Source organism: Amycolatopsis sp. lyj-90, from assembly GCF_046549035.1.
Lineage (GTDB): Bacteria > Actinomycetota > Actinomycetes > Mycobacteriales > Pseudonocardiaceae > Amycolatopsis.
Window position 1 is genome coordinate 135,455 of record NZ_JAJPWP010000014.1, and the last position, 26,019, is coordinate 161,473.

At 68.4% G+C, this 26,019-nt stretch carries 29 protein-coding genes; 12 read left to right on the top strand and 17 right to left on the bottom strand.

Going from position 1 to position 26,019, the window contains the following annotated elements; all coding sequences use genetic code 11:
• Window positions 1-25: 25 nt before the first annotated feature.
• Window positions 26-649 (top strand): TetR/AcrR family transcriptional regulator, encoded by a 624-nt coding sequence (locus ACLJPX_RS39780; protein WP_101612519.1) that lies wholly within the window; start codon window positions 26-28, stop codon window positions 647-649.
• Window positions 650-871: 222 nt separating this feature from the next.
• Window positions 872-1,408: a carboxymuconolactone decarboxylase family protein gene (locus tag ACLJPX_RS39785; RefSeq protein WP_101612518.1), complete on the top strand. Its 537-nt coding sequence runs from the start codon at window positions 872-874 to the stop codon at window positions 1,406-1,408.
• A gap of 64 nt (window positions 1,409-1,472) precedes the next feature.
• On the opposite strand, the gene ACLJPX_RS39790 is transcribed toward ACLJPX_RS39785, so the two are convergent.
• A complete protein-coding gene (locus ACLJPX_RS39790; RefSeq protein ID WP_410605413.1) occupies window positions 1,473-2,396 on the bottom strand; it encodes an alpha/beta fold hydrolase in 924 nt (307 codons plus the stop codon).
• Window positions 2,393-3,301, bottom strand: a complete 909-nt coding sequence (locus ACLJPX_RS39795; protein WP_168214502.1) for an AurF N-oxygenase family protein — start codon at window positions 3,299-3,301, stop codon at window positions 2,393-2,395. The genes ACLJPX_RS39790 and ACLJPX_RS39795 overlap by 4 nt, the downstream gene beginning before the upstream one ends.
• 50 nt (window positions 3,302-3,351) lie before the next feature.
• On the opposite strand from ACLJPX_RS39795, the gene ACLJPX_RS39800 reads away from it, so the two are divergent.
• On the top strand, window positions 3,352-4,131 hold the full coding sequence (locus ACLJPX_RS39800) for a TetR/AcrR family transcriptional regulator (protein ID WP_101612515.1): 780 nt from the start codon (window positions 3,352-3,354) through the stop codon (window positions 4,129-4,131).
• On the top strand, window positions 4,128-4,454 hold the full coding sequence (locus ACLJPX_RS39805) for a DUF4873 domain-containing protein (protein ID WP_101612514.1): 327 nt from the start codon (window positions 4,128-4,130) through the stop codon (window positions 4,452-4,454). The genes ACLJPX_RS39800 and ACLJPX_RS39805 overlap by 4 nt, the downstream gene beginning before the upstream one ends.
• A 72-nt stretch (window positions 4,455-4,526) precedes the next feature.
• Here ACLJPX_RS39805 and ACLJPX_RS39810 read toward each other — a convergent pair whose 3' ends face one another.
• The 3 genes from ACLJPX_RS39810 to ACLJPX_RS39820 all read right to left on the bottom strand — a co-directional run bounded on the left by ACLJPX_RS39810 (window position 4,527) and on the right by ACLJPX_RS39820 (window position 6,864).
• Window positions 4,527-5,807: a heparan-alpha-glucosaminide N-acetyltransferase domain-containing protein gene (locus ACLJPX_RS39810; RefSeq protein WP_410605414.1), complete on the bottom strand. Its 1,281-nt coding sequence runs from the start codon at window positions 5,805-5,807 to the stop codon at window positions 4,527-4,529.
• 114 nt (window positions 5,808-5,921) lie between these two features.
• Window positions 5,922-6,152 (bottom strand): DUF3107 domain-containing protein, encoded by a 231-nt coding sequence (locus ACLJPX_RS39815; protein ID WP_076163324.1) that lies wholly within the window; start codon window positions 6,150-6,152, stop codon window positions 5,922-5,924.
• Window positions 6,153-6,210: 58 nt separating this feature from the next.
• Window positions 6,211-6,864: a ferritin-like fold-containing protein gene (locus tag ACLJPX_RS39820; RefSeq protein ID WP_034313407.1), complete on the bottom strand. Its 654-nt coding sequence runs from the start codon at window positions 6,862-6,864 to the stop codon at window positions 6,211-6,213.
• A 504-nt stretch (window positions 6,865-7,368) separates the two neighbouring features.
• Here ACLJPX_RS39820 and ACLJPX_RS39825 point away from each other — a divergent pair.
• Both ACLJPX_RS39825 and ACLJPX_RS39830 read left to right on the top strand, forming a co-directional pair.
• Window positions 7,369-8,967, top strand: a complete 1,599-nt coding sequence (locus ACLJPX_RS39825) for a DEAD/DEAH box helicase (RefSeq protein WP_410605415.1) — start codon at window positions 7,369-7,371, stop codon at window positions 8,965-8,967.
• A gap of 35 nt (window positions 8,968-9,002) precedes the next feature.
• A complete protein-coding gene (locus ACLJPX_RS39830) occupies window positions 9,003-10,397 on the top strand; it encodes a hypothetical protein (RefSeq protein WP_410605416.1) in 1,395 nt (464 codons plus the stop codon).
• A 43-nt stretch (window positions 10,398-10,440) separates the two neighbouring features.
• On the opposite strand, the gene ACLJPX_RS39835 is transcribed toward ACLJPX_RS39830, so the two are convergent.
• From ACLJPX_RS39835 to ACLJPX_RS39865, 7 genes are all read right to left on the bottom strand, one after another.
• Window positions 10,441-11,073: a hypothetical protein gene (locus ACLJPX_RS39835; RefSeq protein WP_410605417.1), complete on the bottom strand. Its 633-nt coding sequence runs from the start codon at window positions 11,071-11,073 to the stop codon at window positions 10,441-10,443.
• Between the two features lie 120 nt (window positions 11,074-11,193).
• Window positions 11,194-11,538: a hypothetical protein gene (locus ACLJPX_RS39840; RefSeq protein WP_410605418.1), complete on the bottom strand. Its 345-nt coding sequence runs from the start codon at window positions 11,536-11,538 to the stop codon at window positions 11,194-11,196.
• A 35-nt stretch (window positions 11,539-11,573) separates the two neighbouring features.
• Window positions 11,574-12,434, bottom strand: a complete 861-nt coding sequence (locus tag ACLJPX_RS39845) for a RecB family exonuclease (protein ID WP_410605419.1) — start codon at window positions 12,432-12,434, stop codon at window positions 11,574-11,576.
• A gap of 814 nt (window positions 12,435-13,248) precedes the next feature.
• Window positions 13,249-13,878 (bottom strand): MarC family protein, encoded by a 630-nt coding sequence (locus ACLJPX_RS39850; RefSeq protein WP_101612508.1) that lies wholly within the window; start codon window positions 13,876-13,878, stop codon window positions 13,249-13,251.
• Window positions 13,875-14,738 (bottom strand): PHP domain-containing protein, encoded by an 864-nt coding sequence (locus tag ACLJPX_RS39855; protein ID WP_410605420.1) that lies wholly within the window; start codon window positions 14,736-14,738, stop codon window positions 13,875-13,877. The genes ACLJPX_RS39850 and ACLJPX_RS39855 overlap by 4 nt, the downstream gene beginning before the upstream one ends.
• Window positions 14,739-14,789: 51 nt before the next feature.
• Window positions 14,790-15,350, bottom strand: coding sequence for a PH domain-containing protein (locus ACLJPX_RS39860; RefSeq protein ID WP_101612506.1), 561 nt, complete (start codon window positions 15,348-15,350; stop codon window positions 14,790-14,792).
• Window positions 15,351-15,373: 23 nt separating this feature from the next.
• Complete coding sequence (locus ACLJPX_RS39865) at window positions 15,374-15,544, bottom strand: hypothetical protein (protein WP_085939772.1); 171 nt, start codon at window positions 15,542-15,544, stop codon at window positions 15,374-15,376.
• 177 nt (window positions 15,545-15,721) lie between these two features.
• Between ACLJPX_RS39865 and ACLJPX_RS39870 the strand changes: the two genes are divergently transcribed.
• The gene (locus tag ACLJPX_RS39870; protein WP_410605421.1) at window positions 15,722-16,150 is read left to right on the top strand and encodes an NUDIX hydrolase; all 429 of its coding nucleotides are present in this window, start codon (window positions 15,722-15,724) and stop codon (window positions 16,148-16,150) included.
• A 104-nt stretch (window positions 16,151-16,254) separates the two neighbouring features.
• Here the strand turns inward: ACLJPX_RS39870 and ACLJPX_RS39875 are convergent, their stop codons facing one another.
• Both ACLJPX_RS39875 and ACLJPX_RS39880 read right to left on the bottom strand, forming a co-directional pair.
• Window positions 16,255-17,358 carry a DUF2332 domain-containing protein gene (locus ACLJPX_RS39875; RefSeq protein ID WP_410605422.1) on the bottom strand — a complete coding sequence of 368 codons (1,104 nt, stop codon included), beginning with the start codon at window positions 17,356-17,358 and terminating at the stop codon, window positions 16,255-16,257.
• A gap of 32 nt (window positions 17,359-17,390) precedes the next feature.
• Entirely contained in the window at window positions 17,391-17,894 is a 504-nt protein-coding gene (locus ACLJPX_RS39880) for a MaoC family dehydratase (protein ID WP_076163453.1), read from the bottom strand.
• Window positions 17,895-18,220: 326 nt separating this feature from the next.
• Here ACLJPX_RS39880 and corA point away from each other — a divergent pair, with 326 nt between their 5' ends.
• From corA to ACLJPX_RS39895, 3 genes are all read left to right on the top strand, one after another.
• Window positions 18,221-19,309, top strand: coding sequence for a magnesium/cobalt transporter CorA (gene corA, locus ACLJPX_RS39885; RefSeq protein WP_410605423.1), 1,089 nt, complete (start codon window positions 18,221-18,223; stop codon window positions 19,307-19,309).
• 178 nt (window positions 19,310-19,487) lie between these two features.
• Complete coding sequence (locus tag ACLJPX_RS39890; protein ID WP_410605424.1) at window positions 19,488-20,135, top strand: metallophosphoesterase family protein; 648 nt, start codon at window positions 19,488-19,490, stop codon at window positions 20,133-20,135.
• On the top strand, window positions 20,132-20,971 hold the full coding sequence (locus tag ACLJPX_RS39895) for a ParB N-terminal domain-containing protein (protein WP_101612502.1): 840 nt from the start codon (window positions 20,132-20,134) through the stop codon (window positions 20,969-20,971). Before ACLJPX_RS39890 ends, ACLJPX_RS39895 begins: the two co-directional genes overlap by 4 nt.
• An 89-nt stretch (window positions 20,972-21,060) precedes the next feature.
• On the opposite strand, the gene ACLJPX_RS39900 is transcribed toward ACLJPX_RS39895, so the two are convergent.
• Window positions 21,061-22,566 carry an MFS transporter gene (locus ACLJPX_RS39900; RefSeq protein ID WP_410605425.1) on the bottom strand — a complete coding sequence of 502 codons (1,506 nt, stop codon included), beginning with the start codon at window positions 22,564-22,566 and terminating at the stop codon, window positions 21,061-21,063.
• Between the two features lie 121 nt (window positions 22,567-22,687).
• On the opposite strand from ACLJPX_RS39900, the gene ACLJPX_RS39905 reads away from it, so the two are divergent.
• On the top strand, window positions 22,688-23,365 hold the full coding sequence (locus tag ACLJPX_RS39905) for a TetR/AcrR family transcriptional regulator (RefSeq protein ID WP_101612500.1): 678 nt from the start codon (window positions 22,688-22,690) through the stop codon (window positions 23,363-23,365).
• Window positions 23,366-23,432: 67 nt separating this feature from the next.
• On the opposite strand, the gene ACLJPX_RS39910 is transcribed toward ACLJPX_RS39905, so the two are convergent.
• A complete protein-coding gene (locus tag ACLJPX_RS39910) occupies window positions 23,433-24,359 on the bottom strand; it encodes a hypothetical protein (protein ID WP_410605426.1) in 927 nt (308 codons plus the stop codon).
• A gap of 200 nt (window positions 24,360-24,559) precedes the next feature.
• Here ACLJPX_RS39910 and ACLJPX_RS39915 point away from each other — a divergent pair, with 200 nt between their 5' ends.
• Entirely contained in the window at window positions 24,560-24,760 is a 201-nt protein-coding gene (locus ACLJPX_RS39915; RefSeq protein ID WP_101612498.1) for a PspC domain-containing protein, read from the top strand.
• Window positions 24,761-24,838: 78 nt separating this feature from the next.
• Here ACLJPX_RS39915 and ACLJPX_RS39920 read toward each other — a convergent pair whose 3' ends face one another.
• A complete protein-coding gene (locus ACLJPX_RS39920) occupies window positions 24,839-26,017 on the bottom strand; it encodes an ABC transporter ATP-binding protein (RefSeq protein ID WP_410605427.1) in 1,179 nt (392 codons plus the stop codon).
• Between the last annotated feature and the right edge of the window lie 2 nt (window positions 26,018-26,019).

Genomic DNA, 26,019 nt, shown 5'->3' on the forward strand with positions numbered 1-26,019 from the left:
GGAGCCCCGCTCGACTGGAGGAACGATGACCGAAATGGCGCGACTGCAGGCCCGAGGCGTCCGCCTGCCGAGAACGGAACGCCGGGCCCAGCTGCTGGCCGCCGCGCAGCGGGTGTTCGCCGCGAACGGATACCACGCCGCCGCGATGGACGAGATCGCCGAAGAGGCCGGGGTCAGCAAACCGGTTCTCTATCAGCACTTCCCCGGCAAGCTCGACCTCTACATCGCGCTGCTGGAGAGCCACGTCGACGAGTTGGTGCGGCGGGTCAAGGAAGCGCTCGATTCCACGACGGACAACAAGCAGCGCGTCCCGGCGACGGTCGGCGCGTTCTTCGACTTCGTGAACAACGACGCCGGCGCGTTCCGCATGGTCTTCGAGTCCGATCTGCGCGGCGAGCCCGCCGTGCAGGAGGCGGTGGACCGCGCGACGTCGGCCAGCGTCGACGCGATCACCGAGACCATCACCGCCGACGCGGGCCTCGACGAGGACAAGGCGCGGCTGCTCGCCGTCGGCCTCGTCGGTCTCTCGCAGGTCAGCGCTCGGTTCTGGCTGGCGCACCACAAGTCGATGAGCAAGGAAGAAGCCGTCGCGCTCACCGCCAACCTCGCCTGGCGAGGCATCGGCGGTGGTTTCCCGCTGCAGCACTGACCCCGCGTTTCGTCAGCGTCCGTGCGGTCGGATCCGGAGGAGCTGTGTGGAAATAGGGACACTCGAAGTCCCGATTTCCACACAGCCCACCCGACGCCACTCACGCACGGCCGGGGAGCAAGGGACCTTTGCTCTCGCGTTGGTCCATCCAGCGGCATCGTGAGGGGCCTGGTTTCGGCTATGAATCGAGCGACCGCGTTGCCGATCCGCGAGGAGTAGCCCATGCCCCACATCGCGCTCGACGAGAACCTGCCCGGTATCTCCGCTCTGTTCGCCTACCGACCGGAGACGGCGGCGCCGCTCGGGCAACTCGCCGAGGTCCTGCTTCGCGGCCCGAGCAGCCTCAGTGTGGGCGAACGCGAGCTGATCGGCGCGGTCGTCTCGCGCGGCAACGACTGCACGTTCTGCTCCCGCAGTCACGCGGCCGTCGCCGCCGAAGCGCTCGAAGGCGGCATGCCGGTCGTCGAGGCGGCGTGGCAGGACGTCGACGGCGCACCCGTGTCGGCGAAGGTGAAGGCGCTCCTGCATGTCGCGCTGGCTGTCCGCGAAGGCGGGAAGTCCGTGAGCGAAGACCTGATCGCGGCCGCTCGCACCGAGGGCGCGACGGACGTCGAAATCCATGACACGGTGCTGATCGCGGCCGCTTTCTGCATGTTCAACCGCTACGTCGACGGGCTGGCGACCCTCGCCCCGGACGACCAGGACGCCTACAAGGCCACGGGCATCCGCCTGCTGGAGGACGGCTACACGCGCCTCTGAAATGAGCAAGGGACCTTTGCTATCGCTTGCCCCACCGAGAGCGACAGCAAAGGTCCCCCGCTCTCTAGACCCTCGCGGAGCTGCGGACCAGAGCCGCGATGCGGGCCGAGACCTCTTGTGCGCGTTCCTGCGGAAGCATGTGCCCCGCACCTGGGTACCGCACGAATTCGGCGTCCGGCAGCGCGTCGGCGATGACCTTGGCGTGCGTCGTCGGGCACAGCCGGTCCCGCTCCCCCGACAGCACGATCACCGGTTTCCCGCGCAGCGCGGCGAGCGTGACCCGGCAGTCGTGCCGTGAGATCGCGTCCTGGAATCCCGCGACGCTCGCCGGATGCGCGCACAACAACTGCTCGGCGACCGAGTCCAGATCCGCCCGCTGCGGCCGCCGCCCGAAGACGAGCAGGCGCGCGCCCGGGCGCACCACCGACAGCGGCAACGGCAAGGCGTCCCGGCGGTTCTTCGCGAGCAGCTTCGCGAGCCGACGTTCGAACCTCGCCGCGCCGCTGCCCGCGATCCCCGGCAGGCCGAGGGTGATCCGGTCCATCTCACCGGACGACGTGGCGACGAACGCGACCCCTGCGACGCGCCGGGCCACGAGTTCGGGATGACTGCGGGAAAGTTCCATGATCGTCATGCCGCCCATGGAGTGCCCCGCCAGCACGATCGGGCCGTTCGGCACGCGGTCTTCGATCAGCTCGGCGAGGTCGTTCGCCAACGTCGGAATCGTCGCCGTACCCGGCTTCGCCGGCGCGGAACCACCGTGCCCGCGAAGGTCGTAGCGCAGGATCCGGACGGAGTCGCCGAGCCTGGCCACCACGCTGTCCCAGGTCCGGTGGTCCTGGGTCCAGCCGTGCACGAGGATCAGCGTGAGTTCGGAGTCGGCGGGACCGCTCGTCTCGACGTGCAGGGCGGTGCCGTCACCGGTCACGAACCGGTGCTCCCGGGACGGATCCCAGGAGACGGAACCGCGCTGCTTGACGCCCCTCATCGCTTCCCCGGCAGCAGGAACGACTTGCGCCAGAAGTACATGCCGGGTTTGCCGACCAGACCGGATTCCTGCAGGAACGGCATGATCTTCTCGCCGGCCCACCGCACGCTCTCCTGCCAGTGCGGGTTGCTCATCGCGGCTTCCACGCCTTCGCGCGGCCGGATGCCGACTGCCTTGTAGACGCGCGGGTTGATGAAGGCCCGCGTCACGAAGTACGAAATGAGCGCGATGATGAACTGCTGGTAGACGATTTCCTTCTTCGTCAGCTTCGCCATGCCGCGAGTGACTTCTTCGCGGGCGAAGGTGACGTGCCGGGCTTCTTCGAGCACGTGGATGCGGTTGACCATGCGCACCAGCGGCTGGATGTCCGGGTCGTTCATCTGCTCGCGCTGAAGCCGGTCGAGGACCTCTTCGGCGACGAGGATCGCGCCGTAGCGCGCGGGGCCGTAGCTGATCGACGGCATCAGTTTCGCCAGCCGCCGCAGCCACGGCACCGGTCCGTAGGACGGGCAGCCGATCCGCGACGCCATCCGCGCGAACATCGTCGAGTGACGGCATTCGTCCGCGATCTCGGTCAGCGCGTACTGCGCGTGCGAGCTGGTCGGGTCTTCGTCGTAGACCTCCTTGAGCAGCATCTGCATCAGGAGGATTTCGAACCACAGCCCGGTCGTGGCGACACTCGCGACCTCGTGCTTGCCGAGTTCGATGCGCTGCTCTTCGGACAGCGAATCCCACAGCTTGGTGCCGTAGAGCGAGGAGCGGTGGGCCGGGATGAAACGCTTCCCGTCCACGAGAGGAGCGTTCCAGTCGATGTCGACGTCGGGGTCGTAGAACTTGTTTGCGGAGGACTTGAGCAGCCGCTCGGCTGTCTTCTCCCGGTCTGTTTCCTTCAGCGCCCGCGTCATTGCCGACACACCCCTATCTGTAACTCGCGGTAACAGTTACCTCTGGTAGCATGACTTGGGTGATCGAACGTGTCAAGCGCAACAGCAAGCAGTCGAGCAAGCACCCCACGGCGGGTGAGGCCGACACGGGCGACGCCCGTCGCGACCGCTGGCGCAAGCACCGGATCGCGCGCCGCGCGGAGTTCGTCGAGGCCGCCCTTCGCGCGCTCGACACGCACGGCCCGGACCTCGGCATGGAAGACGTCGCCGCCGAAGCGGGCGTCACGAAACCCGTGCTGTACAGGCACTTCGACGACAAAGCCGATCTGTACGTCGCGCTCGGGCAGCGCGGCACGGAGATCCTCTTCCAACGGCTGATCCCGGCCATCAACTCCGAGCTGGCCCCGGTCCCCCGGATCCGGATGGCGCTCGACGCGTTCTTCAGCGTCATCGAGGAGCACCCCAACCTCTACCGCTTGCTCGCCCGCGGCGGCCTGCAGGAGAAGGTGCTCGTCAAGTCCGACGTCGTCGCCGAGGACAAGGAACTGATCGCCACCGCGCTCACCGCGCTGCTCGGCGACTACATGCGGATGTTCAACATGGACTCCGGCGCCGCCGAACCGTGGGCACACGGCATCGTCGGCATGGTGCAGAGCACCGGCGAATGGTGGCTGGACCGGCGCTCGATGGGCCGCGACAGCGTCGTCGAATACCTGACGCAGATCATCTGGGCCGCGATCGACGGCCTCTCCCGGCAGCAGGGCATCGTCATCGACCCGAATCTGCCGCTCGAAGAGAACAAGGTCGTCCAGATGCGGAAGACCCAGGAAAAGCAGGTGGAGGGGCAATGAGCGAGCACGACGAAGACGGCTACGCCGGCGAAGCGGTCCTCGTGATCGACGGGACCGAGATCGCGGCCACGGTCGACCTGCGGGGCTACTTCCAGCCCATCGACGGGTACTACCGCTGGTACGGCCGCGTGGCCACCAACGAGCAGGTGTCCGCGGCCGCCGACGGCAAGAAGACCGCCGTCGAGATCCGCGCGGGCGAGTACAGCGCGAAGGGCGAGCTCTCCGACCCGGACCCGTGGGACCGCTACCGCATCATGGGCACCAGCACGCCGCCGTTCCACGTGCCGACCAGCCTCGAAGAACTGAACGAGCTCAACGCCTGATCCCAAGTACGTGAAGGCCCCCTTCCTTGCGTCTAGCGCAAGGAAGGGGGCCTTCACGTACTTGGAGGTGCGTCAGCCCCGCCGCTGAGCGGGCACCCGAGCCGCGTCGAACAGGTACTTCGGCCAGCTCGACAGCTTGTTCATCGCCCATTCCAGCGGCCCGCGCCCGACGAACTTCCGCCACAGCACCGCGGCGGTCAGCGCGACCACCGAGAACTCGACGAAGTGCAGCACGCTGAAGATCGAATCGCCGTCGCTCTCGTCCCACAGCAGCGCGATCGCCACGAAATGCAGCACGTACGCGCTCAGCACCCGCCCGCCCAGATCCGAAAGCGGCCGCAGCACCCGCTCGAACTTCGGCATCAGCAGCTGGCAGCCACCGATCACCGCCGCCGCGATCCCGATCGAGATCAGCAGGTCGAACGGTGTGTACGAGGTCCCGGTCGGCAGCAGCTCCCAGGCCCAGCTGGTGGTCGGCGGCGTGCCGTGGATCCAGGTCTGGTGGAGCCGGAAGAACTCCGACGGCGTCATGCCCGCCTGCGCGGCAGCGGGTTCCAGTGAGCGGTAGACGGCCTGCATGCCACCGAGCGGCCCGGTCGCGATCCAGGAAACGACATACCCGCCCACCGCGAGCGCCGAGCCGCCGAAGAACAGCCGTCGGCACACGCTGCGCGAGGTCAGGTCCATCCGCCCGAGGGACATCCCGGCGAACACGTACGCCATCAGCGTCAACGCGGGGAACGTCCCGGTGAGGACGAGAACGGTCGCGGCCTTCAGCAGCCCCGTCGACGTGGCGTCGTCCGCGGTCAGGTCCGGCGCGAAGAACAGCAGGTCGCGGGGAAGCAGCTGAGCCCTGATCAGATGCGAGAGCAGCGGTCCGGCCACGGCGACGGCGACGGCGGCGATCGCCAGTGCCTTCGCGCTCGCGCGCAGCCACGGGATCGCGAACAGGAAACAGGCCCCGTAGTAGGCCAGGATCACCATGTAGCCGGTCTCGAGGCTGGTCAGCCACAGCCCCAGCGCCACCAGAAGCGGTGCGCGGGTCGCCAGCTTGAGCGCGACGCGCGTCCGGTCGCGGCCCAGTTTCGGACGGCGGCCGCCGGACATCAGCGCGATCGAGACTCCGGCCAGCACCGCGAACAGCGCCGCGGAATGGCCTTCGAACGGTTTGAACAGCACCCCGACGCCGCCTTTGGCGGGATCGGGGCCGACATGCACCGCGTACATGCCGAGTACGGCCAGGCCGCGGGCGACGTCGATACCGGTCAGCCGCCCCGCGACCCGCTTGCCTTGTTCGGGAACAGTGCGCACGCTGTCGACCAGCGCGCGGTCCATCACAGTGACGCCGTCCACCTCATTTCTCGGCTAGCCCCCTGCCGTCCCCGCCATAGCGTGACGATCAAATCTGAGAGCTGGCTGAGACGCGGCGGTGACGCCACTGTGACATCCGACTACAACCCGATCGGGTTAACCACCAACAGCGAAGCCGACCTTGCGAACATCCGACGGCGCGATCTCGACGTAGGCGATCCGGTCGGTGGGCACGATGTACTTGCGGCCCTTTTCGTCGTCGAGGCGGAAGATCCCGTCGCCGGCCCTCAAGGCGTTCGCGACCAGTTCCTCGACCTCGTCGGGTGACTGGTTGCTGGACACCACGAGCTCTCGCGGCGTGTCCTTGATGCCGATCTTGACCTCCACGTGGGACCTCCGCTTGAAGTTCGAAATTACTTGTCCGACCAGGCTAGCCGACCCGGCGTCAGCCGAGCCCCAGTACCTGCATGCGCTTGGTGTGCCCCTGCTGCAACCGGCGGAACAGCGCGGCGATTCCCGAGAGGTCGCCCGACCCCTCGACGATCAGCTCGGCGAGCCCGTCCCGCTCGGCGACCACGTACTGGGCCTGCGTCAACGCCTCGCCCAGCAGGCGGCGGCCCCACAGCGCGAGCTTGTCGCGCGCCTTCGGGTCGGCCTCGATCCCGGCCGCGACTTCGCGCTCGGCGAACGCGGAATGCCCCGTGTCGGCGAGCACGGTGAGCACCAGATCCTTGGTCTCGGGGTCGAGCCAGCTGGCCATCTCGCGGTAGAGATCCGCTGCGAGGCCGTCGCCGACGTAGGCCTTCACCAGGGACTCGAGCCAGGAGCGCGGCGCCGTGGAGGCGTGCCACGCGTCGATGTGCCCGACGAACGGCCGCATCGCGTCCTCGATCGCGACGCCATGCCCCGCGAGATGCTTGGTGAGCAGGTCGTAGTGCCCGATCTCGGCGGCGGCCATGGACGCCAGCGCGGCCCGGCCGGACAGTGTCGGCGCGGTGCGCGCGTCCTCCGCCATACGATCGAATGCGGACAATTCCCCATAGGCGAGTACGCCGAGCAAATCGACTACGCCTTCACTGATCTGCTTTGCCTCCGTCACGGCGATGAGGGTATCCCCGAACACACCCCTGACGTCGCGAAGAGACCGATCCCACGCATGTCGGCGCGGCCACGACCTCGGCCGGAAAGAGACCCGTCCCACCTCCTGACGCGATGGGGACTATCCGAAAAGCGCAGACCAGGTACACTGGCGGCCGGAAACGACGGATCTTCCGTCCGGACCGGAACGCTGCTGCGGCTGAAGGACAGTCGGCGCGGCACCGGTCAGCACAAAGAATGATGTGCGTGCACGCCATCCTGCGGCATTCCCACGAAGGGCCGCTTCAGCGCCAGTAGCGCGGAGCCGAGCGAATTTTCGTGGTCGAGTGTCGATCGGTGACCAGGGCAGTGCGCGCTGGTCACGAGAGAGGCGAGCACCCTGACCACGAACGAAATCACCACCGAAGAGAACACCACGAGCGTCCCCGAGGCCGTCGCGCTGGAGCACAGCGAGACCGGCCCGGCCGCCCTCGACGTGTCGCACCCGCTGCAGGCTGGCGCACCGGTGGAACCCGAATCCCCCACCTTCGCTTCCTTCGGCGTCAAGCCGGAGATCGTGAAGGCCCTCGGCGAGGCCGGGATCGAGCGCACCTTCGCCATCCAGGCGCTGACGCTGCCGCTGGCCATGGCCGGCGACGACCTGATCGGCCAGGCCCGCACGGGTATGGGCAAGACGCTGGGCTTCGGCGTCCCGCTGCTGCACCGTGTCGAGGTCCCCGGCGACGGCACCCCGCAGGTGCTGGTCGTCGTGCCGACCCGTGAGCTGTGCATCCAGGTCGCGAACGACCTCAAGGGCGCGGGCAAGCACCTCGGCATCCGCACCCTGGCCATCTACGGCGGCCGTCCCTACGAGCCGCAGATCGCGGCGCTGCGCAGCGGCGTCGACGTCGTCATCGGCACCCCCGGCCGCCTGCTGGACCTGGCCGAGCAGAAGCACCTGGTGCTGGGCAAGGTCCGCGGTCTGGTGCTGGACGAGGCCGACGAGATGCTCGACCTCGGCTTCCTGCCCGACATCGAGCGCATCCTGCGGATGGTCCCGGACAAGCGCCAGACGATGTTGTTCTCGGCGACCATGCCGGGCCCGATCATCACGCTGGCCCGCACGTTCCTGACCCAGCCGACGCACATCCGCGCCGAGGAGAACGACGCCGGCGCGATCCACGAGCGCACCACCCAGTTCGTCTACCGGGCGCACTCGATGGACAAGCCCGAGCTGATCGCCCGCGCGCTGCAGGCCGAGGGCCGCGGCCTGACGATGATCTTCACCCGCACCAAGCGCACCGCGCAGAAGGTCGCCGACGAGCTCGTCGAGCGTGGCTTCGCGGCCGCCGCCGTGCACGGTGACCTGGGCCAGGGCGCCCGCGAGCAGGCGTTGCGCGCGTTCCGGGCGGGCAAGGTCGACGTGCTCGTCGCCACCGATGTCGCCGCCCGCGGCATCGACATCGACGACGTCACGCACGTGATCAACTACCAGACGCCGGAGGACGAGAAGACCTACGTCCACCGGATCGGCCGCACCGGCCGCGCCGGGCGCACCGGTGTCGCGATCACCCTCGTCGACTGGGACGAGGAGCCGCGCTGGAAGATGATCTCGGACCTCCTCGGGCTCGACATGCCCGAGCCCGCCGAGACGTACTCGTCGTCGAAGCACCTGTTCTCCGACCTCGGCATCCCCGAGGGCACCACCGGGCGTCTCCCGCTGTCGAAGCGGACCCGCGCCGGGCTTTCGGCCGAGGTCGAGGAAGACCTGGGCGGCAAGCGCCGGGGTCGTGGCCAGGGGCCGGCGAAGGACAAGGACGAAGAGGCGCCCCGCAAGCGCAACCGCACGCCGCGCAAGCGGACCCGCGGCGGAGCCGACGCGGCCGCCAAGATCGAGGCGGCGGACGCCGCCGCCGCGGCTTCCGCGGAAGGCACCGAGGGCGAGACCTCGTCCGAGGGCCGCACCCGCACGCGCCGCCGCAGCCGTGGCGCCGCGAAGCCGAGCCCTGAGGTCAGCGGTCCGGCCGTCGAGAAGGAAGCCGGCGACAGCGCCGAGCGTCCGGCTCGCCGACGCCGCCGTCGCCGTCCCTCGGCGACTTCTGATACACCTGCGTCGGCAGACTGAGTTTTCAGACCGCGGACGTGGGGAGCTAGGGGCACGTGAGCGAACGCTGGGACGCCGCGCCGGAGAACGATCCGGCGCGGCCCGTGCCCGTCGATCCCGAACAGACGTCCAACGGCAGTGAGCCGGAGACCTCGGCCGTGATCGGCACCGAGGACGTGCTGGACGCCGAACCCGCCCAGCCGGAGGCCACCAAGCCACCGCTGGCCGGGAAACGCGCCCGGCGCTCGCCGTGGAACCGCACGCGGGATCGTATGTTCGCCGCGGGGATCGTGGTGGTCGTCGCGGTCACCGGCGTCGTCATCGGCGTGACCAGCGACAACGCGGCGACGGTCGCGCAGGTCGCCGCCACCCTGCCGCCCGGGCTCCCGCCCGCGCCGGCGGAAGTACCCGGCTCGCTGACCGAACTGTGGCAAGCGCCGAGTTCGTCCACGCCCGTCCCGATCGGCGAGGCGAACAGCGTCGTCACCGCCGACAAGGGCGAAGTACTCGGCCGGGACCCGTACACCGGCGACGTCCGGTGGCGGTATTCCCGCGATCTCGAACTGTGCACCGTCGCGCTCGCCGGGATCAAGGTGGACGCGGTGTACCGCAAGGACACCGGCTGCAGTGAGGTCACCCAGCTCGACGCGGGGACCGGCCGCCGCACCGCGCAGCGCAACGGCGACGCCGAACTCGGCACCCGGCTGGTCGTCGACGGCTCTCACGTCACCACGACCGGCAAGAAGCTGCTCAACACCTGGCGCGACGACCTGGTCAAGAGCATGGAGTACGGCCAGGTCCCCGCCATCGTGAACGCGAACAAGCAGCCGAGGACGGGCTGCACCTACGGCACGGTGGCGGCCGCGGCGGGCAAGATCGGCGTGATCGAACGCTGCCCCGGCGACCCGGCCGACCGCTTCACCGTCTACCGCGCGAGCAACGACGAGGCCGACGACCCGAAGGTCGACTACAGCACCGTGCTCGCCGGGAAGAACGCGAAGCTGGTCGCGATGTCCGGCGACCTCGCGCTGATCGTGCTGCCGGAACAGAAACTACTGGTCATCTACGGCGGCGACGGCGTGCAGAAGTCGGCGTACCCGCTCGACGTGCCCGCCGCGGACATCGCGCAGGATCCGGTGGGCGGCATCATGCCGACCGCGTGGACCGCGCAGGGCGTCTACTGGTTCACCGGCTCGAAGACCATGGCGTTCTCGCGGGACGACCTCACGCCGCGCTGGACGCTGAACAGCTCCGTCGGCCCCGGCATCACCTTCGGGGAACAGCTGGTCGTGCCGATCCAGGGCGGGCTCGCCGTCCTCGACGAGCTGACCGGCACCACGATCCGCACCGTCGGCGTCGACAGGCGCGGCTACAACGGGCCGGTGCAGCTCTCTTCGGTCGGTCCGGTGCTGCTGGAGCAGCGCGGCCCCACCCTGGCCGCCCTCAAGTGACCGCCAGGCGATAGCAAAGGTCCCTTGCTGTCGCCCGCCGTCATCACGTGGTGGGCCGGGTGCGCAGCCGGCTGACCTCTTTCCAGCACCAGGTGCCGCCCTCACCGGCGAGCGTGCCGGTGGCGGTGCCCGGCCGCCCCGCGATGCTCACCGTGACCGCCACCGTGTACTTGGTTTCGGAGACCTTCGTGACCGCGCCGAGCGTGGCGTTCGACGCGTCGCCGACCCGTTCGATGATCTGGTCGATGTCCTTTTCCGCGTTCCCGCACTTGAGCGCCGTCAACGCGGCCTGATCGTGGGCGTTGATGCCGTCGACGATCGCCTGCGCGGTCCCTTCGGGGCCGGACGCCTTGTCGGCCTTGTCGTCGCCGAGGAAGAACCCGGGAGCGACGAACCCGGTGATCCCCAGCGTGATCAGCACGACGACACCGGCGGCGATGCCCACCAGCAGGCCGGTCTTGCTGTTGTTCGGCTTCGCGGGCGGCCCGCCGAAGCCCTGCCCGTACTGCTGGTTCTGGCCGTACGGCTGCTGGCCCGGGTACTGCTGCTGGGGGTACGCGCCGCTCTGGTCGTAACCGCCCTGCTGGTACTGCTGCCCTGGGTACTGCTGCTGCTCTGGGTACTGCTGCCCACCAGGGCCTTGCTGGGGCTGTCCTGGCTGGGGTGGGTAAGTCATCAACGGTGCCCTTCGTCCTCGCTGCGCGGCGGATGTTCCTCTACGACGCGCCCAGTGAGTTCCAAGTTTCGCCGCACCGAAGCCCTTTGCCGGGTGAATGGCAGTTTGCTGCCGTCCCGGCTAGTTCCACCAGAACAGGCTCAAAGCCGCTATCACGCTCACGACGACCCCGAGACCCGCGAAGCCCGCGACGCGGCCAGTGCGCCCATCGGCGACCCGTTGCGCCAGCAGTGCGACCACCGCCGCGACCGGATGTCCGATCAGCATCAGCGGCCCCGGCCCCGGGGCGCCGGTGAACAGGCAGATCCCGGCGATCGCGAGGACCAGCACCGCGAGCACGACCATCCCGGCGGCGAGCGAACCGGTCAGCCCGCGCCAGAACCGGCCGCGGCCGGGCGTCGCGGGCTCGTCCGTGCCCAGTGGCGCCGGTGTGGTCGCGAGCTCTTCGGTGTCCGGTGACGACACGTCCTCGCCTGTCCAATCCGTCGGGTGTGAAGAATCTAGGGCGCCAGCAGCTCCCACGGCTGAGACGCGGGACCGGCTTCTTGGCCCGCCGCGCAGCTGGGCCGGAAGTCGCACCATGAGCAACGGCGGCTGGGGCGAGCCGGGAACAACACGTCCTCGTCGCCGCCGGCCTTCAGGGTATCCGTTGCCAGCCGCAGGTCCCCGGCGGTCTCGTCGGCGCGCTGGAGATGCCTTTTGAGGCTCTGCTCGGTGTGTTCGGCGGCCGCGATGGTGCCGGTGGGCACGTGGTGCAGCTCGACCTGATAGCACGGCGTACGCAGCGTCCTGGCCGCCGCGACCGCGTACAGCGCCAAGGCCTGCGAAGACCGCGCCTCGTACTCGTCCGGCTCTCGACGGCCGGTCTTGTAGTCGATGATCACCAGTTCGCGGCCACGCTGGTCGATGCGGTCAGCGCGGCCCTCGATGATGAGGCTGGGGCCGCTGCCCGGCTCGAGCGTGACGGGCGCCGAAACCCAGCGCTCCAGCCCGACCGGATCGACGCTGACGTCGTTGTGCTCGACGTACTCCGCGACCCATCCCTTGGCTCGCGCGCGATACCGGGCGGCCTGGTCGGAGTCTTCGAACCCGGCGTCCTTCCAGTGCTCGGCGACGAGCGCCATCGCCCGCTGCGGCACGCGTTTGATCACCGGCAGGTCGAACAACGCCCGCAAAGCGTTGTGCACCACCGCGCCGAGCGTGCTGTGTGCCCACGCCCCGGTGCGTGTCGGGGGCGGGCGGTCGATGTACGACATGCGGTAGCGGCGCGGGCAGTCTTCGAACGTCGCGAGGCGCGCGGGCGAGACCTTCGTCAGCTTGCGCGGCGCCTCGACGCCGAAGTCGAAACCAATCTGCTCCATCGGATCACCCCGCCCGCAACGCTACGCACCCCCACCGACACTTTTCGAGGGCATCCCCGCCGAAGAGAGCAAGGGACCTTTGCTATCGCCTGCCTCTGCCGCTGACGGTCGGTACATGAAGGCCCCCTTGCTTGCGCCTAGCTCCAGGGTCTCGGCAAAGTCGGCTATCCGCACGTGTCAGGTTTCGAGGGTTTCCAGCGGGCTGGTCGTCGCCTGGCGAGGTGAGACTGTCCACAGGGGGCTGCAGGACGGACCCTGATGCCCGATTCGAGCACTCTGCACGTTTCGCGCGGGGGTCGTGAGCGATAAGAAGCGTTAGAACGACACTTACCACTCACGACCACCCTGCAAACCACCCAAATCGGGCAAAAATGCGCCAAGACCGTCCTCCGTGGACATTCGAGGAGCGTGTCAGGCCACAAGTGACGAGCCCACTCCGTCACCCCTGCGACCAGCGGTTAGCCGACTTTGCCGGAACCCTGGCGCCTAGCGCAGGGAAGGACCCCTTCATGTACCTGGGCGCCCGCTGTGGTGTGTGGAGTTGCTGAAGTGCCTGGGGTTTCTGTGACACTTGGGGTGAAGCGGCGGTCCGTGAAGGCCTCCTTCCCTACCCTCAGGGTAGGGAAGGAGGCCTTCACGACACGCTGGCGAGGCCACAGCGACAGCAAGGGACCTTTGCTATCGCCTGCCGGTCCTGTGTCGGGGCCGGGAGCTGAAGGGGCCCATACCCGCATCCGACGCGGTGAAGGGAGCTTTCGCCGCATGACATGAGGGGAAAGGCCCCTTCAGCCCCCGCCACGCCCCGCCCGCCCGGTCAGTTCCCGGCGATGAAGCCCTTCACCGAGTTCGCCACCAGCTCGACCGCGATGGCGGCCAGCAGCAGACCGGCGATCTTCGCCAGGAGCGTGATCCCGCTTTCCTTGATCAGCCGGATGACCACGCCCGAGTACCGCATGCACAGGTACAGCACGAAGTGCACCGTCACGATCGAAAGCGCGAGAGCCACGTACGCGCCGACGTGCCCATCGGCCTGCCGCACGAAGACGATGGTCGCGGCGATCGCGCCGGGACCGGCGAGCAGCGGCGTCCCGAGCGGCACGAGCGCGACGTTGACGTCGTCGCCCGCCGCCTCGGCCTCGCCGCCGGTCTTCCCGGTCAGCAACTGCAACGCGATGAGCAGCAGCAACAGCCCGCCCGCACCCTGCAGCGCCGGGATCCCGATGCCGAGGTACGACAGGATCGCCTGCCCCGCGACGGCGAACAGGGAGATCACCAGCAGCGAGACGAGCACCGCCTGCCGCGCGGCCTTGGCGCGGAACGCCACCGGCTTGCGGCCGGTCAGGCTCAGGAACACCGGCACCGTGCCGGGCGGGTCCATGATGACGATCAGCGTGATCGTCGCGCTCATGAACAGGCGCGCGTCGAAGAAGTCCGTGATCGTCACCGGGACACGACCTGGTAGCCGGTCGACCGCGCGACGAGTTCTTCGAGCGCGAGCGGGTCGGTGGTCTCGTCGCCGAGATCGATGGTCTTGTTCGTGCCGTGGTAGTCGCTCGACCCGGTGCGAACGAGCCCCAGCTCCCCCGCGAGCCCGTGCAGCCGGACGCGGGTCTCCTCGTCGTGGTTCGGGTGGTCGACCTCGACGCCGGTGAGCCCGTGCGCGGCCAGCGCGGCGAGCACGTCGACGGTGATGGTCGCGCCGCGCGTGTAGGCGAAGGGATGCGCGATGACGGTGACCCCGCCCGCGTCCGCGATCATGTCGATCGCGTCTTCCACGAGCGTGTCCTGGCGCGCCACGAAGTACCCGCTGCCGTTGCCGAGATAGCTCCCGAAGGCCTCGTTCACCGACGAGACGACGCCTGCGCGCACCAAGGCCTGCGCGAGATGCGGCCGTCCGGCCGAACCGTCCTCGGGCAGCAGCGACATGATCTCGTCGGGATCGACCGGCAGGCCGTCGGCGGCCATCCGCTCGGCCATCACGCGCAACCGCCACCGCCGCTCCGACCGCAGCCGGGTCTGCTCGGCGACGAGCGCCGGCGACTCCGGGTCGAAGAGGTAGGCGAGCAGGTGGACGCTGACGTGCCGCCCGGTCACCGGATCGACGGAGATCGTGGACAACTCGGCGCCGGGCACCAAGGACAACCCCGGCGGGAGTGCCTCGGCGGCCGGGGCCCAGCCGGCCGTGGTGTCGTGATCGGTGATCGCGACTACGTCGAGGCCCGCCTTCGCGGCGGCGGCGACCAGCCCGGCAGGGCTGTCGGTACCGTCGGAGGCGGTGGAGTGGGCGTGCAGGTCGATGCGCATCAGGGATGAGTATCGAGGATGCGCCAGGTCACAGCGACCCCGGGACCTGCGCTAACCGACCTTCTTCTTGCCGCGCGCCGCACGCTGCGCCTTGATCATCGAAAAGCGCTCGGCCTGCTTCTGCTTGTCGCCGAACACGAGCTCGGAGATCGTGTCGTAGAACTCTTCCGGCTTGGGCAGGTAGTCGATCCGGTTCAGCGCCTGGATCTGACCGGCCGACTCGACCACCATCGTCCCGTAGCCGAAGATCCGGCCGGTCGCCGAACGCTCGTACGTGAGGTCGGTGACCTTGGTGATCGGCATCATCAGCACCTTGGTGGTGTAGACGCCGGTGGTCATGACGAAGCGCTTGTCCGTGACGACCAGCCTCTCTACCCACCACTCCATCACCACGTACGCGAAGCGCAGGATGACGAGCAACGCGGCGTACCAGAGGATGTTCTGGATCACCCACGCGGCAGGCGGCAGCAGGTAGGACACCAGGACGCAGATGGCCAGCAAGGCCACCGCCTCGAAGGTGTCCCACAGCAGCACCGCCCAGTGACGGCGAATCCTGATGACCCGTCGCTCGGTGTCGAGGAGATACTCGTCTGGATCGCGTGGGGCGAACATACCGATAGAGTATCCGCCGTCCGCTAGCTGAAGACGTTGCTGACGAAAGTGATCACCGATTCAGCCGAGTCACGCAGGAACCCGATGATGTTTCCCACGAGGCCCGCGGCCTGACCTGGCTGCGCGATCACGAAGAACAGCACCAACGCGATTCCTGCGAAAGTGAGTAGCTTTTTCGCGTTCACAGCGATCAATCCTGTCTCTTACGGTGACTGACTGCGGATACTGGCTATTCATTTTGTACCGCACCTTCCACCGGCGCGGGAGGGAAGTCCCGCGCTTGGGTCAGCCGGCGAGGGGAAGTGTACCGTACGGCTACTCTCCGTGTACAGGACAGCCATTGTCAGGAAGCCAGTGTCTACCATTCGGGAATGAACACCGTTTCGAACAGCACCGTCCGCTGTGTCGGCGGCATCGCCCATGACGAACTCGGGCGGATTCTGCTGATCCGGCGCGCGAATGAACCCGGACGTGGACTGTGGTCGGTACCCGGCGGACGTGTTGAACCCGGCGAAACGGACGAAGAGGCCGTCATACGCGAGATGCGCGAAGAGACCGGACTGGACGTGATGCCGGGCACATACGTCGGCAACGCCCGCCGTGGCCCGTTCGACATCCATGACTACGCCTGCTCGATCACCGGCGGCACTCTCCGTGCCGGGGACGACGCCGACGACGCCCGGTGGATCGACGCCGAAACCTTGATCGAACTCGACAAAGGCGGCCGTTTGGCCGAACTCCTGTTCGTCACTCTCCGCGACTGGGATGTCCTGCCCGCCGCGAATGCCTCACCCGCGTGACAAGTGCCGTGGCCGATTCGGCGAATGACCCGTGAATAAAGCGGCCACATGAGGTGAAAAATGTCCTTGTCGATGCTTTATCGACATGCGACCGGGCAGAAGAGTCAAACCGGGAGCCAGGTCATCCGTTGTCCGTGCGGCGCGGTCCTGGCCAGCGCGCGGACGTCCGGAACACCGCCTTCCCAGCGGACGAGCCCGAGTACGGCCAGGCCCGCGGGTTCCGCCAGATCGGCCCGGCCGGGCACCAAGGGCTCCAGCGTGGCGGCGTAGAACCCCTCGCTGACCCACCACAGCGGCCGATCCCCGGCGAGGTTCTTCAGCGCCTCCAGGAAGTCCGCCCGCCGCTCCCCCAGGTACGCCAGCACGTGGCTGGTCAGCACGACGAGCGGGACGTCGGCGGGCAGCGTGGCGGCCGCCGAGGCGAGGTCGTCGACGGCGTCACCGGTGATCAGGTCCGGTCGCTGCTTGCCCTGCGCGGCCGCGGCCGTGCGCAGGAGCCGGATCCGGTCCGGCTGGTCGGCCCAGACGCAGGCTTCGAGCCAGGCCAGTTCGTCCTCGTCGGTCAGGTCCACCGGGGCGCGGTCGAGGCCGGCGCGGGCGGTGACCGTCAGCTTCTTCGGCACCTTCGGCGTGACGGCGCCGGGTGCGAGGTCCAGCGCGCAGTGCAGGCCGACGGCGGCCTTCGCGGGCCCTGCGGTGAGCTGCTCGCCGCCGGCGCACTGGTAGCGGTAGGCGTACTTGTCCAGGCCGAGGAGCAGGCCCGCACTGCAGCCGACCTCGAGCAGCGCGATCTTGCCGCCCGCCTCCTTCGCCGCCGCCGTCACCGCGGGATAGACCAGCGCGGCCCGGCGGACCTCGTTGGTCTGGGTGTACCGCGAGGAGATGATCGCGCGTGCCTTGTCCGCCCGCTCCAGCAGGAACGAGCGGAACAGCGGCCACGTCTCCGAGTCCACACCGTCGAAACCGCCGACGGACGGGTAGTACCGCGAGAGCGGGTGGATCGGGTCGGCCTGGATGAGCCGGTGCGCGGTCGCCAGGAGCAGCGTGCCGCGCGCTTCACCGCCGCGGGCGTCGGCCAGCAGCCCGGCGACGTCGTCGTCCTCGGACGCCTTCGACGCCAGGTGCTCGTACAGCGGCGAAACACCGGCCGCCTCGACCGTCGCGAACTTCCGCAGGCGGCTCTTGATCTCATCCAGCCCGATGGGCATCGACGCGCTCCCTCTCCGGTTCCTGACAGCCGTTATTCGTGCGGCACGGGACGGCCGGGCTGCTCGCCGCCCCTGGCGTCACCGTAGGACCGCTTCGGCACCATCACCTTGCGACGGAACACACACACGATCGTGCCGTCCTGCTTGTAACCGCGGGTCTCGACGTAGACGACACCGCGATCGTCCTTCGACTTCGACGGCGTCTTGTCCAGGACCTCGGTCTCGCCGTAGATGGTGTCACCGTGGAAGGTCGGCTTCACGTGTTTCAGCGACTCGACCTCGAGGTTCGCGATCGCCTTGCCGGACACGTCCGGCACCGACATCCCCAGCAACAGCGAGTAGACGTAGTTGCCGACCACGACGTTCTTGCCGAAGTCGGTGGTCTCCCCGGCGTAGTGCGCGTCGAGGTGCAGCGGATGGTGATTCATGGTGATGAGGCAGAACAGGTGGTCGTCGTACTCGGTGACCGTTTTGCCCGGCCAGTGCTTGTAGACCGCGCCGACCTCGAACTCTTCGTAATAGCGACCGAACTGCACCCATTCCTCCTGCACGAAGTAACGCGGCGTGAACCTGGAACGACAGGCTTTCGTGTTGAGGAGTACCCTCGACCATTGGTGTCGGGTCGTCAACGCGACCCACACCACTGCGTAACCGTCCGCCGAGCCGAAGGAGGTGAGGAACCCGATGTCCAGTGGCGATAGTCCGCTTCCTAGTAGTCGCAGCGTTTCCGCCTTCACGTCTCGCCGGATCCCCACCTGGCAGGGCTGACGAAACCGGGAACGCTGGCCTCGCCGAGCGGCCCCCCGACCGCTTGGCCCGTCGTCTTCGCGCATCAACGCACGACGTCTGCCCAGGAGATCCCATGCCTGCCATTCCCTCGCTCGGCGGCCTTCGCGGCCGGAGCAACGGCCGAGCCAAAGGCGCCCCCGAGCGCCCGCTGCCCGTCCCCCTTTCGGCGTACGTCGTCGACTGCGCGGTGTACGTGGAGGGCAAGCGCCTGCCCGGCCGCTGGTCGCACTCCGAGGCCATCAAAGAGGTCCGCAAACGGCACGCCGGCTTCGTCTGGATCGGCCTGCACGAGCCCGACGCGGTCCAGATCCAGGGCATCGCGGAGACCTTCGGCCTGCACGAACTGGCCGTCGAGGACGCGCTGGAGGCGCACCAGCGGCCCAAGCTCGAGCGCTACGACGACACGCTGTTCATGGTGTTGAAGACGGTCCGCTACGTCGAGCACGAGTCGCCCGCGACGGCGAACGAGATCGTCGAGACCGGCGAGCTGATGGCGTTCCTCGGCCGCGATTTCGTGATCACCGTGCGGCACGGGAACCACTCGGGCCTGGCCAGGCTGCGCCGCGAACTCGACCAGGACCCGGAGCGGCTCGCCCTCGGGCCGTCCGCGGTGCTGCACGCGATCGCGGACCACGTCGTCGACCACTACCTCGACGTCACCACCGCGATCGAGTCGGACATCGACGAGATGGAGACGCACGTCTTCGCGCCGCGCTCCAAGGTGAGCGCCGAGCAGATCTACTTCATGAAGCGCGAGGTGCTGGAACTGCGCCGCGCGGTCATGCCGCTCGGGACCCCGCTGCAGCGGCTGGCCGAGGGCTACACGCGGCTGATCCCGGACGAGGTCCGCTCCTACTTCCGCGACGTCTCGGACCACCTCACCACGGTCGCGGAGCGGGTCGCGAACTTCGACGAGCTGCTGACCACCCTGGTCGACGCGACACTGGCGAAGATCACGCTCCAGCAGAACACCGACATGCGCAAGATCACCGCGTGGGCGGCGATCATCGCGGTCCCGACGGCGCTGGCCGGTATCTACGGGATGAACTTCGACTACATGCCGGAGCTGCACTGGCGCTTCGGCTACCCGCTGGCGATGACGGTCATCTTCGGCGTCTGCATCCTGCTCTACCGAATATTCCGGAAGAACCGCTGGCTCTGACCGCTCTTCCCCTTTCGGTAGTTCTGGAGTTCCCTCATGCCAAGGATCCTGACCAACCTCAAGTTCTGGGCCCTCGCCTTCTGCGTCGTCTGGCTGGGCATCGTGATCGCGATCATCGCCAAGGACCCCGCGTTCGCGCACGGCCCCAAGTAGCGCCTCCGGCATTACGCTGGAGCGCATGAAGGCGCTGGTCGTCGCGGACGAGGTCGAGGAGCGATTGTGGACGTCCGCTGTCCACCATCACCGGGCCGACCTCGTAATCGGTGCCGGCGACCTGCCGTACGACTACCTCGAGTTCCTGGCGAGCGCGCTCGACGTGCCGTGCGTCTTCGTCCCGGGCAACCACGATCCCGACCTGTCCGGCTACACCCGCTACGGCGGGCTGTCCATGAAGGACGGCTTTCCCGCGGTGTGGCCGGGCCCGGCGGGCGGGGTGAACGCGGACGGCCGGATCGTCGACATCGGCGGGCTCCGGTTCGCCGGGCTCGGCGGCTCGGTCCGCTACAACGACGGCCCGAACCAGTGGACGCAACGCCAGCAGGCGCGGCGGGCCCGGCGGCTGGTGCGCCGGGCGCGGTTCCGCCGCTGGCGGGACGGGCGGGACGTCGACGTCCTGCTCACCCACGCGCCGCCGCGGCACTGCGGCGACCGCGAGGACCCGCCGCACCGCGGTTTCGACTGTCTCCATCGCACGATCGAGTTGTTGCGGCCGAAATGGTTGCTGCACGGGCACATCCACCCGCACGGTGAACCCGTGCCGGACCGGGTGGTCGGCGGGACCACGGTACGGAACGTGGTCGGGCACCGGATCATGGAGTTCCTATGAAGGACACCGGATTTCCCAGGGCTGACGCGGAACACGACTTCCTCCGCGCGCGACGGCGTCAGGTGCTGTCCCGGCTGGCGAACTGGCTGCGCGGCGAGCCCGACGACGTCAACATCATGCTGCCGTTCCACGAAGTCGTCGACGCGCTCGGCTATCTCGGCGAGCGGAGGATCGGGGCAAGGGTGATCCGGCTCGACTCGATCGTCGGCAGCGTCGACCGCGGCCGGGACTTCGACCGCCGCTTCCGCCCGACCTCCGGCCGCGTCCGCGAACGCTGGGAACGGCTGGCCCTCGCGACCAGGCGCGGCGAGTCGATTCCGCCGATCGAGGTGTACCGCGTCGGGGAACTGCATTTCATCATCGACGGGCACCACCGCGTTTCGGTGGCGCACGCGATGGGACTGTCCACAATAGAGGCGATGGTCACCGAGGTGCGGACCAAACTGGACCCGAGCGGGATCCGGTACCGCGGCGACCTGATCGTCAAGGACTACCGGCGGCTGTTCCTGGAGCGCGTCCCGCTTTCCGGGCAATCGCGGGCTTCGGTGGTGTTCACGGATCCGTGGGACTACGCGCGGCTCGGTGAGCACGTGGAGGCGTGGGGTTTCCGGCTGATGCAGGACGAAGGCCGCTACTCCGACCGCGCGACGCTGGCGCAGCGGTGGTTCGACGAGGAATTCGTTCCGGTGGTGGCGATGCTGCGGCAAGCGGATCTGATCGGCTCGCGCACGGACGCCGAGGCTTACCTGTGGGTCGCCTGCGAACGGTACCGGCTGATCCGGACGCACCGGTGGGACGACGAGGTCTTCGAAGCGGTGCGGTCGCAGTCCCGCTGACGCGCTCCGCGCGTGCTATGAAAGGCCCGTTACTTGCAAAATTTGCAAGTAACGGGCCTTTCATAGCATCCCCCCACGCGCACAGTGACCTACATGTGCACAGCCACCGGAGCGGTCGCCTTCGCCGGAGCGCCGGACCGCAGCAGCAGCCCGCAGATCACCGCACCGATCACGAAGATCCACCCGCCCCAAACGAAAGCGGTCGTGTAACTGTGCACGGCCGCTTCGGCCGCGAGTTGCGGCGTAGGCGTCTTGCCGACCAAGAAGGACGTCGCCGCGTTACCGGCCAGCGTGCTCAGCAGCGCGGTCCCGATCGAGCCGCCGACCTGCTGAGCGGTGTTGACCGCCGCGGACGCCACACCGGCGTCGTGCGTGTCGACCCCGAAGGTCGCGACGCTCATGGCGGGCGCCATGGCGAGGCCGATGCCGACGCCCATGATCATCAGCGGGAACAGTACGCCGCTGGCGTAGGTGCTGGTGGTGTCGATCGCCGAGAGCCAGAACAGGCCCGCCCCGGCGGTCAGCATTCCCAGTGACACCAACGGTTTCGCGCCGAACTTCGGCAGCAGCACGGCTGTCGCCGACGTCGCGCTGGCCATCAGGGTGGCCACCATCGGCAGGAACGCGACCCCGCTCTGCACCGGCGTGAACCCGAGGTTCAGCTGGATGTAGAAGGTGAGGAACAGGAAGATCGAGAACATCCCGATGGCGAGCAGGAACATCGCGAGGTACGAGCCGCCGCGGTCGCGGTCGAGCAGCACGCGCAGCGGCAGGAGCGGGTGTTCGGCCCGCTGCTGGATCACCACGAAGGCGGCCAGCAGCACGACACCGGCGGCGAGGAAACCCCAGACCGAGATCGAGGACCACGAGTCGCGCTCGGCGTTCGCGAAGCCGTAGACCAGCGCGAAGAGCCCGGCCGACGCGGTGATGGTGCCCGGGATGTCGAGCTTCGGGCGGGGGCCTTCGGTCTCGGAGTTCTTCAGCAGCACGAACGAACCGGCGAACGCGACCACCGCGAAGATGATGTTGACGTACATCGACCAGCGCCAGTCGAGGTACTCGGTCAGCACGCCGCCGAGCAGCAGGCCGATCGCCGCGCCGCCACCACCGATCGCACCGAAGACGCCGAAGGCCTTACCGCGTTCCTTCGGGTCGGTGAAGGTCGTGGTCAGCAGCGAAAGGGCCGCCGGAGCGAGAAGGGCGCCGAAGACACCCTGTGCGGCGCGGGCGACGAGCAGCATTTCGATGCTGCCGGCGGCGCCGCCGATCGCCGAAACGATGGCGAAACCGGCGAGCCCGACCAGGAACGCGCGTTTGCGGCCGAAGAGATCGGCGAGCCGGCCGCCCAGCAGGAGCAGGCTGCCGAACGCGAGCGCGTAGGCGGTGACGACCCACTGGCGGGCGTCGTTCGAGAAGTTGAGGTCCTGCTGCGCCGACGGGAGCGCGATGTTCACGACGGTGGCGTCGAGCACCACCATCAGCTGGGCGAGACCGATCATCACCAGGATGAGCCATCTCCTGGCGTGGTGCGGGTTGGTGTGCTGCGTGGCGCCGGCCCCCGGCGGCGTGACGACAGCGGTGGATGACTCAGGCATACGGGCGGTTTCCTCACCGATAGTGACGGAGAAGCTATGTGGAGTAGGTATCTCCCCTTTCGTCGCCAAGGTACCCGAAAAGCGGAGAAGCGTCCTCTACTTCGTTTGTTAAGCTGGACAGATGGCACGGGACCTCGCTCCCGCCGCACCGGCGCGGCCGCTGCGGCGCGACGCTGAACTCAATCGGCAGCGCATCATCGCGGCGGCACGCGATGTCTTCGGCGAGCGCGGGCTCGAAGCGACGCTCGACGACGTCGCACATCACGCGGGAGTCGGCGTCGGCACCGTCTACCGCCGCTTCCCGAGCAAGGAACACCTGGTCGAGGCCATGTTCGTCGACCAGTTCGAGACGATCCGCCAGTTCGCCGAAGAGGCGCTCCGGGCCGAAGATCCCTGGAAGGGCTTCACCGACTTCACCTGGCGCGCGGCCGAACTGCACGCCGGTGACCGCGGGTTACGCGAAGTCATGCTGTCGAACGTCTTCGGCCAGGAACGCGTCGCCGAGGCGAAAGCACGCATGGTGCCGTTGATCACACAGCTCGTCGAGCGGGCTCAGACGGCGGGTGTCCTCCGCGCCGACATCGTGCCGACGGACATGCCCCTGCTGCACCAGATGGTCGGTTCGGTCATCGAGTTCACGCACGGTATCCAGCCGGACCTGTGGCGCCGCTGCCTCGCGCTGCTCCTGGACGGCCTGCGCGCCGAACCCGGCCGCGCCACCCCGCTGCCGCATCCGCCGCTGGACTTCGAGGCACTGGACGAAGTGATGTGCTCCTTCAGGCTGCCGAAGCTGCGTTGACCCGCGTTTCGTCCTCTAGTTGCGGTAGTTGCGCGCGCAAGTACCGCAACTAGAGGACGAAACGCGGTCAGGGGAGCTTCGGGAACACCACCACCGCGACTTCCCGCGCCGCGGCGCACGTGGCGTCTCCCTCCGCCCCGTCGACGCCGACCACCGAGAGCATCGCCTGCTCGACCCGCTCCGGGGTCCCCGGGATCGGCCGGTGCGTGGTCACCTGGCAGAACGCGCCCGATGTGACGACCTGGGCCTGCCGTCCGCCCAGCGCCTCCGTCGCGCCCGGCGTGGTGTCCGCCCCCACCGACAGCGAGAAGCTGACCTTGCCGCGGATGCAGCTGTGCCCGGACAGCGCCGGGGCGGGTTTGGTCTCCGGCCCCGCGGCGGCGTCGAGCTCGTGCTGGTCGAGCGTCGCGCAGGGGGCGACGCGGCCCCACGAGCGCTGGTCGAGGTTCAGCCGCCCGACCTTCCGCGCGGTGATCGCTCCCGACGCGCTGCCGACCGTCGCGTCGGCGATCCGGCAGCGGTCGGCCTGGTTGGCCGGGGCGGTGTTGTCGGAGGTGACGGCGACGGCCAGCCGGATACCGTCGGCGAAGGTCAGCAGCCGCGTACAGGTGGTGTCCTCGTTGAACGTCGACTGCTGGACGCTGACGCCTTCCGGCAACAGGCCGGCGTAGTCGTAGGGCTGGTTGTTCGGATCCTGCCCGGAAGTGATCGGGCCGGTGGTCACGGTGTAGCGATTGGCGCCTTCGACGAATTCCAGGCGGCAGAATTCGAAGGAGGTCAGCGGTGGTTTGACGGCGTTTCCGCCACCGATCACCTTTTTCTGGTCGACCAGGCTGCAGTAATCGAGGGACGAGTAGTCCCCGAGCGCCTCCGCGGCGGTCAGGGCCTCGTCGCGGGCCGTGGTCGGCGACGGCGTCACCGCCGGTTCCGGCGCGGCGCAGGCCGCGGCGAGGAACAGGCCACCGAGAACTGCGATCAGACTCTTCGGGCGCACCGGAGCAGTATCGTCAAAACAGCCCGGAACACCACCCCTTACGGGCGAAGAACACAGGGTCAGCCGGGTTTTCGCAGGTGGTCACCTCACGGCGATTTCACGCCCTTAGGGGTCTGTTTCGTTCCGCGGTGGGATGCGGGAGCGGCGTCGCGCGACGAAAATGGGTTTCACACACCGCGACGACCGAGAGGGAAGAACCCGTGAGCAACTCCGTAGCCACCCGCCTGACCCGCCCCCGCCAGGGCCGCATGATCGGCGGCGTCTGCGCCGGTCTCGCCAAACGGTTCGGCACCACGCCGGGCAAGGTCCGCCTGCTCGCCGTGCTCTCCTGCCTGCTGCCGGGCCCGCAGTTCATCGTCTACCTCGTGATGTGGCTCGCCCTGCCCGAGAGCGAGTACTGAGCCCGGGCAGGACGAGCCTTGGTCAAGCCCCGGGAGCGCAGCTCCTCCGTTGAGGGCGGCGGCGGGGGCATGGATGGACTAGGCGGTGTAGGTCAGGTTCTTGCCGCTGGCCCCGTCGAACAGCTTGATCTTGTCTGCGTCGAACCAGAGTTCTACGTTCTGGTTCTCCGCGGCCGAGGACGCCGCGGACAGCCGGGCCACGATCTGCGACTCGGAGCCGGGAACGTCCGAGGAGCCGCTGTCGGCGGCCAGATCCGCGAGGTCGGACGACGACGCGGCCTCACCCTCGACCGAGAAGTGCGCGAACTTCTCCGAACCCATCGACTCGAGGACGTCCACGTGGGCGGTGAACGTCGCGCCCTGACGGGCGGACGCGTCCACCAGTGCGGCGTCCTCGAAGTGCTCCGGCCTGATGCCGACGATGACCTCACGCGGCGCGTCGGCGGCCTCGACCAGCTGCCGCACCCGGTCGGTGAGCGGGATGTCGCCCAGCGCGCTGCGGGCGGTGCCGTTCTCCAGCGTCGCGGGCACGAAGTTCATCGACGGGCTGCCGATGAACCCGGCCACGAACAGGTTCGCCGGGTTGTCGTAGAGGAACTGCGGCGACCCGATCTGCTGCACGTAGCCCGCCCGGAGCACGACGACCCGGTCGCCGAGGGTCATGGCCTCGGTCTGGTCGTGCGTGACGTACAGCGTCGTCGTGCCCAGCTGTTTCTGGATCTTCGAAACCGAGGTCCGCATCTGGCCGCGGAGCTTCGCGTCCAGGTTGGACAGCGGCTCGTCCATCAGGAACGCCTTGGGATTACGGACGATCGCGCGTCCCATCGCGACCCGCTGGCGCTGCCCGCCGGAGAGGTTCGCCGGTTTGCGGTCGAGGTGCCCTGTCAGGTCGAGGATCTTCGCGGCCTCTTCGACCTTCGCGCGCACGGTCTTGTCGTCGACCTTGGCCAGCCGCAACGGGAACGCCATGTTCTCCCGCACGCTCATGTGCGGATACAGGGCGTAGGACTGGAACACCATCGCGATGTCACGGTCCTTCGGCGCCTTTTCGTTGACGCGCTTGCCGTCGATGCGCAGTTCGCCGGAGGAGATGTCCTCCAGGCCGGCGACCATGTTCAGCGTCGTGGACTTGCCGCAGCCGGACGGGCCGACCAGGATGATGAACTCGCCGTCGGCGATGGTCATGTCCACTTCGGACACTGCGAGGGCGCCGTCGGGGTACTTCTTGGAGACTTTTTCGAGAACGATTTCAGCCATGG